Origin of the sequence: Psychrobacter sp. SZ93C1 (assembly GCF_015864635.1) — a bacterium.
Classification (GTDB): Bacteria; Pseudomonadota; Gammaproteobacteria; order Pseudomonadales; family Moraxellaceae; genus Psychrobacter; species Psychrobacter fozii.
On sequence record NZ_JADYWY010000001.1, the window covers coordinates 305,121 to 318,560 of the forward strand.

At 43.4% G+C, this 13,440-nt stretch carries 11 protein-coding genes; 6 read left to right on the forward strand and 5 right to left on the reverse strand.

Annotated elements, in window-relative coordinates; all coding sequences use genetic code 11:
* Window positions 1-236 precede the first annotated feature (236 nt).
* Entirely contained in the window at window positions 237-944 is a 708-nt protein-coding gene (locus I6E83_RS01335; protein ID WP_197099671.1) for a ZIP family metal transporter, read from the forward strand.
* Between the two features lie 546 nt (window positions 945-1,490).
* Here the strand turns inward: I6E83_RS01335 and I6E83_RS01340 are convergent.
* Together I6E83_RS01340 and I6E83_RS01345 are read right to left on the reverse strand one after the other, a co-directional pair.
* Window positions 1,491-1,694: a CsbD family protein gene (locus I6E83_RS01340; RefSeq protein WP_110921969.1), complete on the reverse strand. Its 204-nt coding sequence runs from the start codon at window positions 1,692-1,694 to the stop codon at window positions 1,491-1,493.
* A gap of 419 nt (window positions 1,695-2,113) precedes the next feature.
* Complete coding sequence (locus I6E83_RS01345) at window positions 2,114-3,361, reverse strand: NADH:flavin oxidoreductase/NADH oxidase family protein (protein ID WP_197099672.1); 1,248 nt, start codon at window positions 3,359-3,361, stop codon at window positions 2,114-2,116.
* Between the two features lie 221 nt (window positions 3,362-3,582).
* Between I6E83_RS01345 and I6E83_RS01350 the strand changes: the two genes are divergently transcribed.
* Both I6E83_RS01350 and I6E83_RS01355 read left to right on the forward strand, forming a co-directional pair.
* The gene (locus I6E83_RS01350) at window positions 3,583-4,281 is read left to right on the forward strand and encodes a TetR/AcrR family transcriptional regulator (protein WP_197099673.1); all 699 of its coding nucleotides are present in this window, start codon (window positions 3,583-3,585) and stop codon (window positions 4,279-4,281) included.
* A gap of 65 nt (window positions 4,282-4,346) precedes the next feature.
* Entirely contained in the window at window positions 4,347-6,545 is a 2,199-nt protein-coding gene (locus I6E83_RS01355; RefSeq protein WP_227680761.1) for a molybdopterin oxidoreductase family protein, read from the forward strand.
* A 93-nt stretch (window positions 6,546-6,638) separates the two neighbouring features.
* On the opposite strand, the gene I6E83_RS01360 is transcribed toward I6E83_RS01355, so the two are convergent.
* A complete protein-coding gene (locus I6E83_RS01360; protein ID WP_197099674.1) occupies window positions 6,639-7,964 on the reverse strand; it encodes a D-amino acid dehydrogenase in 1,326 nt (441 codons plus the stop codon).
* Between the two features lie 76 nt (window positions 7,965-8,040).
* Entirely contained in the window at window positions 8,041-8,793 is a 753-nt protein-coding gene (locus tag I6E83_RS01365; RefSeq protein WP_197099675.1) for a YgfZ/GcvT domain-containing protein, read from the reverse strand.
* Between the two features lie 299 nt (window positions 8,794-9,092).
* Between I6E83_RS01365 and I6E83_RS01370 the strand changes: the two genes are divergently transcribed.
* Both I6E83_RS01370 and hemL read left to right on the forward strand, forming a co-directional pair.
* Window positions 9,093-9,446: a zinc ribbon domain-containing protein YjdM gene (locus I6E83_RS01370; protein WP_058025320.1), complete on the forward strand. Its 354-nt coding sequence runs from the start codon at window positions 9,093-9,095 to the stop codon at window positions 9,444-9,446.
* A 107-nt stretch (window positions 9,447-9,553) separates the two neighbouring features.
* Window positions 9,554-10,855, forward strand: a complete 1,302-nt coding sequence (gene hemL / locus I6E83_RS01375; protein WP_197099676.1) for a glutamate-1-semialdehyde 2,1-aminomutase — start codon at window positions 9,554-9,556, stop codon at window positions 10,853-10,855.
* Between the two features lie 132 nt (window positions 10,856-10,987).
* On the opposite strand, the gene I6E83_RS01380 is transcribed toward hemL, so the two are convergent.
* Complete coding sequence (locus I6E83_RS01380) at window positions 10,988-11,377, reverse strand: lysozyme inhibitor LprI family protein (protein ID WP_197099677.1); 390 nt, start codon at window positions 11,375-11,377, stop codon at window positions 10,988-10,990.
* A gap of 292 nt (window positions 11,378-11,669) precedes the next feature.
* Here I6E83_RS01380 and I6E83_RS01385 point away from each other — a divergent pair, with 292 nt between their 5' ends.
* The gene (locus I6E83_RS01385) at window positions 11,670-13,418 is read left to right on the forward strand and encodes an AMP-binding protein (protein ID WP_197099678.1); all 1,749 of its coding nucleotides are present in this window, start codon (window positions 11,670-11,672) and stop codon (window positions 13,416-13,418) included.
* Window positions 13,419-13,440: the final 22 nt, after the last annotated feature.

The following is a 13,440-nucleotide window of genomic DNA, read 5'->3' on the forward strand; positions in this document are numbered from 1 at the left end:
ACTGGCGAAAATACCTTGCCTAGCAACTGCGTTCTGATAATTCAGCTAATGATGAAATATTTACTTACATTATCAATCATAAGGTATAAAGCTTGGTGTTAGATGTCATTTACGTTAAGAAGTTGTAAATGAACAAAACAGTCATGCGTTAGACATAGTATCCAAGACAAGCCGTTGAGCAATATAATACAAAGATAATAAATTAATAAGATACTCAACCAACAATAAGGAAAAAAATGCCACTCAAACTTATTTTGTTTTCAGGATTTGCAGGTGCAACGGTATTTATAGGTGGACTGCTGGCCAATATGTTTGACCATCATATTAAAGACAGTCCGGTTAAGGCGCAGCTGGTTCATACATTAATGTCTTTTGGTGCAGGTATTATTTTATCTGCTCTGGCATTGGTATTAGTGCCTAAAGGTATGGATGAGTTAGGTGTTTGGGGCGTGATGGGCTCGTTCTCATTTGGCGCTATCTTATTTATGTTGATAGACCGAAAGCTAGCATCATCAGGCAGTCAGCAGGCAACGTTGCTAGCGATGATGATGGATTTTGTGCCAGAGTCTATTGCTTTAGGTGCTGTCTTTGCTATCGAACCACAAATGGCATTGTTGTTGGCTATTTTTATTGGTTTGCAAAATCTGCCTGAATCTTTTAACTCGTTTCGTGACTTAGTGCGCAGCGGTTTTAGTGTGCGAAAGACATTGACCATATTTTTTGGTTTGAGCTTCTTTGGTGTCATCTCAGCACTTATTGGGCATTTTTTATTGAGTCAGCATCCCAATATTACTGCACATTTAATGACGTTTGCGAGTGGTGGTATTCTTTATTTATTGATTCAAGACATCATTCCTGAAAGTAAATTAGACAATAATTATCTGACGTCACTGGGTGCCTCACTAGGATTTTTGGTCGGCGTGGTCGGTGAAATGGTCATTTAGCCATGTAAAAGCAAGACAAATTGGCTCATTATTAAAATGCTTGTAAGCATATGCTTACACTCAATGACGCTTATGCGACTTAACATCAGGTTGGGAATTGGGCATTATAGTCACACGGCATTAGGAAATGTGACTCAAGGATTGAGTTGACCGCATTAAGGATAATGACTGACTTATTAGCATCAGGATGATAATAATGAGTGAGGTAAGGACACATAACCTTTGCTGATAGCAGCAGTTAATGCTGTAGACGTAGTAAATAGGGCAGGATGCCCAGTATCACAATATGCTGAAGACTATGCAAGGATGTATAGGAAACGGTCGTGATAGGTAACATGGATAGTTAACAATAAAACCGCATAACAATTAATTGCTATGCGGTTTTATCGTGTCTGGGTATTGAGAAACTTTATTAAGCTGAAGGATGAATGGTTTTTTATCTGTCCACTTATACTTAATATATCTATCAAGCTCTACAGAAATCATTACCCAATAAAAAGCCGCATAGTTTCTATGCGGCTTTTTGTTTTTTATCATTAAAATAAATTAGTATTTATTTTCACGGCGCCAGTCATCTACTTCACGCTCGGCGTCGTCTTTAGCGTGGCCATAACGCTCTTGTACACGGCCAACCAATTTGTCACGGCTGCCTTCGATATGCGTTAAATCATCATCAGTTAGTTCAGCCCATTTTTGCTTTACTGAGCCTTTTAGCTGATTCCATTCACCTTTTAGCGTATGTTCATTCATTTTTGTTTTCCTTGTTTTATTGGAACGTGCTTGAGTAAGTCTTATTTTTAACTGCTCTTATTATTGGTTGTTTTTATAATTATTTGATCACTAAAGCAGTTATTTTTTATTGTTATTGACTGCCTTGTGGTAATAAATATAATCAGTTTTGACAGCGGTGTCTGTACATCCAATGTTTATAGTGTTGCTTAATTATGATGAATGGCATAGGTCTGTTACCTATACCATCATTGTGTCAAAATCGGGCTCACTTGTGTTTGCAATACGTAGTAGCTACCAAGCGTGTTTTTATAAAATTATGATTTCAAAGCCATTTAAATTTATAAAGTGGTTCTATTGAGCGCTTAATAAGCATAAAAATATAAATAGCAATGCACCTACAATGTGTTAAATCATACGAATAACTTTTAACTTTGATATTACTGTGTGGGATTTTTTAAGGTAGCCAAATATGTGTGATAGCGTTTGGTCAGCTTTTTTAATCGAACGCGATCAGCAATGAGTGAGAATATCGGTGAAGCATTGGGTTTAGGTGGCTTGCCTTTGCCCATACGCTGAAGTTGGCGTTTAATCACTGCCATAGTCGCAACAGCGCTCAAGGTTTTATCGCGCCATTGTACGACTGGGTTATGAGCGCTTAGGGTGCCGTCCTTTTTCCAATCATTGGGTAACGAAGGATTCATGGCGAGAGCCGTTCCCATACCAACGATATCAATTCCCTGCGCGAGTACATTTTCTGCAACGGCCAAGCGTCTAACGCCACCTGTGGTCATAACTGGCATGGTAGCTACTTGCGCAATCTCTTTTGCAAAGTCTAAAAAATAGGCTTCTCGCTGTAGTGTTCTACCGTCTGCGGTACTACCTTGCATAGCAGGACTTTCGTAACTGCCACCAGACAGCTCAACCAAATCTACCGCCAACTCATTCATGGCTAAAATAACCACTTTTGCATCATCTGCATCAAACCCACCACGTTGAAAATCTGCTGAATTTATTTTGACCCCAACGGCAAAACTGGGTGACACTTCAGCACGAACCGCTTTAATGACTGCAATCAATAGTCGCATACGGTTTTCAATTGAGCCACCATATTCATCTTGGCGCTTATTGGTCAGCGGTGATAAAAACTGAGAAATGAGATAACCATGGGCGGCATGAATTTGGACACCGTCAAATCCTGCCTGTTCGGCTCTGATTGCTGTGTCTACGAAGCGTTGAATGAGCTGTTCAATATCTTGTAGCGTCATGGCACGTGGTTGGCTAAATAGGCCAGAGTGTTTACCCAAGTCGATGGTCACATCAGAAGGCGATAACACATCACCTCCCATGGCAGCATACACTTGACGACCAGGATGGTTGAGTTGCATCCAAACGTGCGTGTTGTTTTGTTTGGCAGCCTGTGCCCATGCTGTAAAAGGAGCGATATCGCTGTATTTATCTAATACGATGCCACCAGGGCCTGTCATCGCAAGGCCATCCACCATGACGTTACCAGTGATCAGAAGGCCTGTGCCACCTTCAGCCCAGCGCTGATATAAGTGCAAAAGTGCATGGCCAGGAATCTGGCCTTCATCCGCCATGTTTTCTTCCATAGCAGCTTTAGCCAAGCGGTTAGAAAGGGTGGCGCCACAAGGCAATGTGAAAGGGGAAAAAACAGATGATGTCATGATGGCAACCTAAAAATTTCATTTTGTGAAGCACGAGTTCTACTATGGGTTTCACTATAGACTTATGGTTTAAATGACTATAACCTTATAGTTGAAATAATAGCTATCGGCGTGTGGCCGTCATCATCACATTTTTTCGGCGCAATAGCACTCAAGGTAAATTACTGGTGTGTCGATTTAATTATTTATCGAATAAGTAAATAAACAAGGATGCTTCTTCATTGACTGTACTAGCGCAATATTCAGATGTACCAACAGAATCTAAACGCGAGATGGCGAAAGCCAAAACACGCCGTGCATTACTAAAAAGTGCATTAAGACTGTACAGCTTAGAGGGCGCTCAGGGCATGAGTATGAATAAAGTGGCTAAAGGTGCTGGTATTGCGCAGCCAAGCTTTTATAACCATTTTGACAGCCTAGACGCGCTGCAAAATGAATTGAGCACTCAGTTAAAGGATAACTATTTATCGCCCATGCGACTGGCGTGGGTCGATATGCTCAAAGATTATGATGTATTAAGTAAAGCGCAGTTTAATGAGCGCTGTCAGCAATGTTTGGTGATGATTTTTGATTCGGCCTTTCAAAACATTGCACTGTTTCAGCATTTGTTAGAGGATCGCCCACGGTTTACTGCCAATATAGAAAACCAGTCTTCGTTAAACAACGGATTGGGCAATTTAGTCATCGAGATACAAGAAGAGTGGACAGAGATATTTATTCAAGGATTGCAGCTATCCAATCGTTCTTGTGAACGCAGTGCTGTCAATCTTTGTGTTGATATTGCTGCTGCACAAGTACATGAGCTCATATTAGGCTGTCATCAGCAGCGCTACTCAAGGCAGCAAGCGATTGATACGTTAAGCAGCAGCTTTGATGCACTGTTCGCCAATTTTTTGCATGGAAGCAATAGTAGTGAATAACGATAATAAGCGACAACTATTATCGTAAAAACTAGGATTAATCAAAAACAACAGGGAGAGTTATTATGGCCACAACCATGGCTACATTAGATACAGCCAATGAGCAAACGCATTTTAGAACTTGTACATTATGCGAGGCGATGTGCGGTGTCGAGATCAAACATGACGGTGAAAAAGTCTTGTCGATTAAAGGGGATAAAAACGATCCCTTTTCTCAAGGCTATATTTGCCCAAAAGCAACGGCTTTACAAGATTTGCATGAAGATCCTGACCGTCTACGTCAGCCTGTCGAAAGAACGGTGGATGGATGGAAGACGCTCAGATGGCCAGAAGCCTTGGATAAAGTGGCCGCAGGTATTCAATCAGTACAGCAAAAATATGGCCAAAATGCATTGGGGGTGTATCTGGGCAACCCTAACGTGCATAACATGGGCGGTATGCTTACCATCAAACAGCTACTCACTAGCTTAAAAACCCGCAGTCGATTTTCTGCCACCTCCATTGACCAACTGCCGCATCATATCGTTAGTATGCATCTATTTGGTCACATGCTACGCATTCCTGTACCTGATGTGAACCATACTCAATATATGCTGATTATCGGCGGCAATCCGCTGGCCTCTAACGGCAGTATCATGACCGCACCCAACATGCGCCAAAAGCTAAAAGATATTAAAGCCCGTGATGGCAAAGTGGTGGTCATTGATCCGCGCCGCACAGAAACGGCAGATATCGCTAGCGAGCATCATTTTATTCGCCCTGCCACAGATGTCTTGCTATTACTGGCCATGCTGAATGAAATCTATGCGCAAGGCTATGCGAAGTTAGATGGCAAGGTTGCTGATTTGGCACCAGAGATTGACCGACTTGCTTTGTTTGCTAAGGAATATACAGCTGAGTCAGTCGCAGATATTACCGGTATTACGGCACCTGAAATCAAACGTATTGTCAAAGAATTCTGCGAAGCGGAAAGCTCAGTCTGCTACGGCCGAATGGGTATCTCAGTGCAAGAATTTGGCCTACTGAGTCAGTACCTGTCTATGGTCATTAATATCGTCACAGGACGTTTAGATGAAGTGGGCGGACTGATGTTCCCCAACCCTGCAATGGACGTTGTGAATAGCTCAGGCCCAGGCTATTTGGGTAAGTGCCACAGTCGCGTGAGCAACTTGCCTGATTTTAATGGTGAGTATCCTGTAGTAGCCATGGCGGATGAGATGTTGGTCGAGGGAGAGGGGCAATTAAAAGGATTCGTCACCGTTGCAGGTAACCCTGTGCTCAGTACCCCAAATGGTGAAAAGCTAGACGAAGCGCTGTCAAAACTAGAGTTTATGGTGTCACTTGATTATTTTGTGACCGAGACCAGTCGTCATGCCAATATTATCTTGCCGCCTGTATCACCACTCGAGCGTGACCATTACGATGTGACGTTTAATGGATTTGCAGTGCACAACGTCGCCAAATACTCGCCAGCCTTGTTTGAGAGATCAGAAGAGACGAGACATGATTGGGAGATTTATTTAGAGTTGGCAGATCGTTTGGATAAAGATGCGCCAGAAGCAACACAAAAAGAGCGTGCAGCGATAAAAGCATTTGGGCCGAAATTTGTTTTAGAGCAAGGTCTAAAGTATGGGCCTTATAAAGAGGTCACGTTAGATGTACTCATTGAAAACCCGCATGGTATCGATTTAGGGCCATTGCACAGTATGTTGCCAGACGCTATCAAGCATGCAGACAAGCAGATTCATCTTCATGTGGATTTTTATCAAGCAGATTTGGCACGGGTGAGAGAAATGGTACAGCAGTATAATGATGATGAGATTTTGCTCATTGGCCGTCGTCATGTGCGTAGCAACAACTCATGGTTGCATAACAGCCATCGATTGGTAAAAGGCAAATCTCGTTGTACCTTGATGCTGCATCCTGAGACAGCGGCGCAGCATGGCATCGTTGATGGTCAATCTGTAAAAGTTACCTCACGGATCAGCAGTGTGATCATCGCAGCAGAAGTGACCGACGAGCTGATGCCAGGTGTGGTGAGTATTCCGCATGGCTTTGGTCACGGCCGCAAAGGGGTTAAGCAGAAAATTGCCCAAGCACACGCAGGGGTGAGCGTTAACGACTTGACCGATGACACTTTGATTGACCAGTTGAGTGGTAATGCCGCAGTCAACGGTGTACCTGTGCAACTAGAAGCATTGGATATGGATGTAGATAGTTTATCTACTGCTACAGAAACTGTAGCGGAAGGCGCATTAGCATAAAGTTAATTATAAACTTATAGAAATGCAAAAAAGGCGTTCACGTAAAGTGAGCGCCTTTTTTTTGTTTGCAATCTGAATATATCGCTGACCCGATTAAACGCTCATACCGACGAAATCAAAATCGACGTTAGGGGTTTCGCCTTGGATTAACAAACTAAGGGCCTTTGCAGAGCCACAAGAGTGTGTCCATCCCAATGTGCCATGCCCAGTATTGAGCCATAAGTTGTCAAAAGTAGCTGAAACATTATGACTACCATGTTTGACCTGACCGCAGTGCGCACGACCAATCAAAGGCACGTTCGATGGGGTCATCGGGCGCAGTCCTGTCCAATATTGTACCGAGTTTGCGATAATACCTTTCGGAAATAACTGCTGTACACGCCGAGTAATGGCTTCACAGCGAGTGGCATTCAAGTCTAAGTTGTAGCCATTAAACTCTGCGGTGCCAGCCACTCGTAACTTGTCACCCAATCGTGAGGTAACCAGTTTAAACTCATCATCAATCAAGCTAACAAAAGGTGCTAGATGTGGTGCTCGTGGATTGACGGTATAGGTGGCTGAATAGCCTTTTGCTGGAAATATTGGCGCGTGTATCCCCAAAGGTTTTAACAATGATACGCTATAGCTGCCAAGCGCCAACACATAAGTACCTGCAGTAAAAGTCTGGGCATTTTCACCTGCTGGGCGAATGGTGATACTGTGCACATGCGGGCGCGAAGAGTCAGCATCCGTATTGAGTGCCAAAATCTCGGTATCATACAAAAACTGCACGCCAGCATCAATGCAGCGCTGCGCCAAACGTTGAGTAAATAGATGGGCATTGCCAGACTCATCACGACTGGTATAGGTTGCTCCAGTCAGCTTATGAGCAATTGGGTAAAGCGATGGCTCTAAATTGACGGCGTTATTAATATCAATCACGTAGCGCTCACAACCAAGCACTTGCATGCGTTCGGTTGGTTCTATAGCCGCATCAAACTCTGCCTGATTGGTATAAAAGTGCATGATACCGCGGGTTTGCTGCTCGTAATTAATACCGGTATCTGCACGCAGCTTTTGCAAAGCGTCTCTAGAATACAGACCCAGACGTACCATTTGTACAAGATTGGCATCGGCTTTGTCAGCGCGGCATTCTTGTAGAAATTGCATCGCCCATTTGAGCTGCGCTTTATCCGCACGCAAGCGATACAATAGCGGGGCATCTTCTTTAAACAACCATTTCAGCGCTTTCATCGGAGTCGCAGGGTTGGCCCAAGGTGTGGCATGCGACACCGATATTTGACCACCATTTGCAAATGAGGTTTGCAAGCCTGCTGCGGGTTCACGCTCAATCACAGTCACATCATAGCCTGCTTGACGAAGATACCATGCGGTGGTCACACCGACCACGCCTGCTCCAAGTACTGCAACATGTGTCATAGGGTTCTCTACTGTGATTGTCTAATGGCTTGACAGTAATGGGTTAAACTTCTAACACCATATATAAGGCAAGTTTTTATTTGGCGCGGGCTACATCAGCTTGAAGGGCGGCTGGCAAGTCTAGTGGCGTCAGTGCGCTATCAACAAGGTATTCTGGACGAGTGATGACCAATGCTTCAAAACCTTCGGCATTGGCAATTGCATTAACCACTTGGATTTTACCGATTTTATCACCTGCAGATGGTAGCTCACCAACGCCTTTTACATAGTGCAAAAATGCTTTGGGTGCTGATTTGAAATAAATACGAGCGATGACTTCTTGACCTAAGTAGCAGCCTTTATCGTAATCCATGCCGCCGCGCTGATGCAGGCGCAGCTCTTGCGGTTGAAACTCGCCTTGAGTGGCGGCTACAATCCAATAGTTACCAGTGGCAATACTGCATTGCATCCAAGCTTGTGTATCCTCAGTCGTATTATGGTCATCTTTATGGCTAAAAGTTGGTACATTATCAAGGACACAAGGATAAATTGGCGTCGGTGCGCTGGTTTCAAATTTAGAAAACGCCCCGAATTTTTTTAAGTGGGCTTGCAATGACTCAGCACAGTCGCTACTGATGACCACATCATATTGCTTTTCTGCTTGCTTCTTAATCCAAATACCAAATTCAATGCGTCCCTTTAAATTACCAATGGCAGCAGCTTGATAGCTGAGGCCAAGCTTGGTGACATCACAGGTCAACTGTCCTTGAAAGAATTTTTCGGCATCCTCGCCTTGAATGGTTAATTGGGCAAACTTTGGTAATATCGATGTATTTGAAATTTGAGTCATTATTATTATCCTTCTGATGAGAGCTTACTTATTAATAATATAGAGGGTAAATCGAAGTGATAAAAAACTATATGGGTGCTTTTATCATTGACAGTATATGTGCACATAAATCTAAATGAGGTTAAGAAGAGTACCACAAAAAACACGGTCATAAAAAAGCTCGTGGTTAAGTGGTGAGTTAACAGTTAAATTGGGCTCAGTACCCAGTTTTCAACCGTACAAATTGGTTAAAATTGTCGAGTTACGGTACAATGTTGGCTCTAGTAAAAACCTAATCTGTCATGGCTGCCGAGGAAATAATGAGCTTACCAAATTGCCCTAAATGTGATGCTGAATATACGTATGAAGATGGTGCGTTACTGGTATGTCCAATGTGTGCTCATGAGTGGACGGCGGCTGAGACCGATGCTGCGCAAGCTGAAGAGCAAGATGCAGTTATTCGTGATGCTGTCGGCAACGAGCTACAAGACGGTGATGCCGTGACTGTAATCAAAGACTTAAAAGTCAAAGGCTCTTCACTCGTGATTAAAGTCGGGACGAAAGCAAAAAGTATTCGTCTGTTGCCAGATGCTACTGACGGTCATGATATCGACTGCAAACTTGACGGCTACGGGCCAATGAAGCTCAAATCTTCTGTTGTCAAAAAAGCCTAGCGCTCCAAACGTGCTTGAAAAATTGGATAATAAACAAATATAAAATAGACGTTTAGTCAAAAAATACAGAAGTTATAAAACATAGAACCTATGAGTAGAGAATAACTATGAGTACTAAAAACGAACAGCTCTTTGCACAAGCTAGCAAACATATCCCAGGCGGCGTCAACTCGCCAGTCCGTGCCTTTGCTGGAGTTGGTGGTACGCCAATCTTTATGCACCGTGCCAATGGCAGCAAGATTTATGACACCGAAGACAATGCTTATATCGATTATGTCGGCTCTTGGGGCCCAATGATTTTGGGTCATGCACATCCAAAAGTCATTGATGCGGTTAAAAAAGCCGCTGATGATGGTCTAAGCTTTGGCACACCAACACCGTTTGAAACAACCGTTGCAGACAAGATTTGCGAGATCGTTCCTAGCGTTGAAATGATTCGTATGACCAGCTCAGGTACGGAAGCGACCATGAGTGCGATTCGCTTGGCACGTGGTTATACCCAGCGTGACAAAATTGTTAAATTTGAAGGCTGCTATCATGGCCATTCAGACAGTCTGTTAGTAAAAGCGGGTTCGGGCATGCTTGATATTGGTGAGCCAACCTCGAAAGGCGTGCCTGCTGATTTTGCTAAGCACACGATTACGATTCCTTATAATGATCCGCAAGCGATTAAAGACTGTTTTGAGAAATGGGGCGAAGAAGTCGCTTGCGTTATCTTGGAGCCAATCGCTGGCAACATGAACATGGTCATTCCAACACAAGAGTTCCATGATACGTTGCGTGCCGAGTGTACTGCCAATGGCGCGGTATTAATCTTTGATGAAGTTATGACAGGCTTTCGCGTCGGCCTTGGTGGAGCACAAGCCCACTTCGGCATCGATCCTGACTTGACTTGTTTTGGTAAAATCATCGGTGCAGGCTTACCTGTTGGCGCTTTCGGTGGTAAGAAAGAAGTCATGTCTTGTATCGCCCCACTTGGCGGTGTCTATCAAGCGGGCACGTTATCAGGCAACCCGTTAGCGATGCGTGCTGGTATTGCGATGTTTGAAGACTTAACGGCAGAGGGTTTTTATGACGAATTGGCAGCGAAAGTTGATCGTCTGGTAGACGGTTTCCAAGCGGCGGCTGACAAGCATGGTATCAACCTTCGTACCAATAAACTGGGCGGCATGTTTGGTATGTTCTTCGTCAGAGACAATGCGACCACTGTGCCTCAGAACTTTGATGACGTGACAGAGTGTGACATGACGGTGTTTAATACTTTCTTTCATGGCATGCTAGATCGTGGTATTTATCTTGCACCCTCTGCTTATGAAGCAGGTTTTATGTCTATTAAGCATAGCGATGAAGACATTGATGTGTCGATCAAAGCGGCTGATGAGATATTTGCAGAAATGGCCAATGTTTAGTTTATTCTGACTCAACGTCATAAGTAGTATTAGTCAAAGCAATAGAAAAGCTAGCAATAAAAAACCAGTACCTTAAGAGGTGCTGGTTTTTTTATGGCTAATTCTTTATGACTACTTATTTTCTAAAGTTATCTATTTACTTTTGATGTTCTTAATATCGGCATCTAATTGTACGCGGCGTTGCTGTGTATAAGTGGTCAAACAACCATTGAGCGCCATTGGGTAAGCACTACCGCTACGAACTGAACTGGCAGAAAACTGGCAAGCTTTGTCTCTAAAATCGATCCATGCTAGCTGCACCTCTTTTAGTTCTTTTTTCTCAGAGCTGTTAAGTAAGCGCTGAAAATTACGGTAAGATTGGTTTAGCTTTTGGTCTTCTACGGCCAATCTAGCTGCAGCGCACTTATTCATATCTGTTTGAGTATAGGCATTGTCGCAGGTGTCTGCTGCAGACGCTTGAGCACTGACAAATAGTCCTGTTGACAGTAAAGCAAGACAGCCAACTTTTTTAATATGGCTCATGATAAACATATAATCTCGTTATTTGTGTGAAATGGCATTTAGCATAGCATGGCTATATTCCGCATATATCTTGAATTTATGAGGGGTTGGTAAATGTGTATTTTCGATTACATCTATATGTTTTAAGCTAGTCGAGCCAAGTTTTTGTTCTGTATATTGCTCATAAAAAGCGATGCATATGGCCCAAGAAATACTGCTAATAACAGACCTGATAAAGTGACTCAGCCGCTTAAAAAATCGTTATTAGAGTGTGCTATGCTGAGAAAAACATACTCAGCAAGGACGCTAACTCATGACTACCAGCACCAATGATATGCCTAGCAGTAATACGCCACCGTTATGGCAAGCCTCGTATGAGAAACACGGACTTAGAAACAATCTAGATGTGTTAGAGGGTAAGCATAATCTGCTAGATTTATTGCAACCCAAGATAGATCAGCATAGTGATTCTGTGGCTTTTAGTATGGGGCCCGCTACGCTTACCTTTGCACAATTGGATATTGCCAGTCGCCGCTTTGCTGCTTTTTTACAAGCAAAAGGAATCAACAAGGGCGATCGTGTCGCGGTACAACTACCCAATATATTGCAGTATGCAGTCGTGCTGCTTGGCTGTTTGCGCTCAGGCACCGTACTGGTAAACGTCAATCCAATGTACACCCATTATGAATTGGCACACCAACTGACGGATGCTCAAGTTAGCGTGCTGGTTGTCCTTGATGGGATGACCGCCGCTTTCGATCAATTAGACGATGCAGTGAAATCGCAGCTGTCACTAGTCGTACATTGTTCTGTCAATCCGAATGCGGCACCTGCTGATAACGATATTGCCTTGCTTACCCAACTTGAACCGTCCGCCGATACTCCTCGTCAATTCAATCAAACCAACCAAACCAAAGCTGATGATGTTGCAAATGATATCTCAGAGCAGAGTGTCAGCTTTGCGCATATCATAAATACATACCACGCTGAGCAATATCAGTCTGTGACTATCGAGCGTGAGGATTTAGCATTATTGCAATATACGGGCGGCACGACTGGTAAGCCAAAAGGCGCCATGCTGACACACTATAATGTCATGGCTAATATCTGTCAGTGTTATGCGATGTTTGGCAGGGCGATTGAAGCGGGTCGTAGTGAGCAGATCAAGATACTGAATCCTTTACCGCTTTATCATATCTTCTCATTTACTGTGTGCGGTCTGCTCGGTATATATGGTGGGTGGGAAGATATATTGGTTACTAATCCACGTGACATTGATGGGCTAGTCAATACCATTGAGCAGCATCGTCCGCATATCATTCCTTCTGTGAATACTTTGTTTATTGGTATGCTCAACCATCCAAAATTTGCTGGCCTTGATTTTAGTCGATTGGCATTATCTATCGGTGGTGGTACTGCCATCATCAAAGCAGTATCTGATCAGTGGCAACAAGTGACGGGTATGATGATTCATGAAGGTTATGGGATGTCTGAGACCGCACCGGTTATCTCGTTCAATCCACCAGGGATTAAGACTTTTAATGGTAGCGTTGGTCTGCCGTTAGCAATGATGAATATCAAAATCATTGATGATAATGGATCCTCATGTGCGATCGGAACACCGGGAGAAGTCGGCATCAAAGGACCACAAGTGATGCAAGGTTATTGGCAGAAAGACAATACAGATACTTTTACTGAAGATGGTTATTTTAAATCTGGCGATATTGGCGTCATGGACAGAGATGGTTTTTTGACACTCGTCGATCGTAAAAAAGACATGATATTGGTCTCAGGATTTAACGTTTATCCTAATGAAGTAGAGGCCGCATTAACTGAGCATCCAAAAGTGCTAGAAGTGGCCGTCATTGGTGTCGAAGACAAACACAGCGGTGAAGTACCCAAAGCCTTTGTGGTTAAAAAAGATCCAAGTTTAACGGCTGATGAACTGGCGGCTTTTGCTATTGAGCGTCTGACTGGCTATAAGCGTCCGCAGTCTTATGTGTTTATCGATGAGTTACCGAAGACAGCAGTCGGTAAAATATTACGTAAATCTTTGCGATAAATGAATACGTCATTTCACTAAT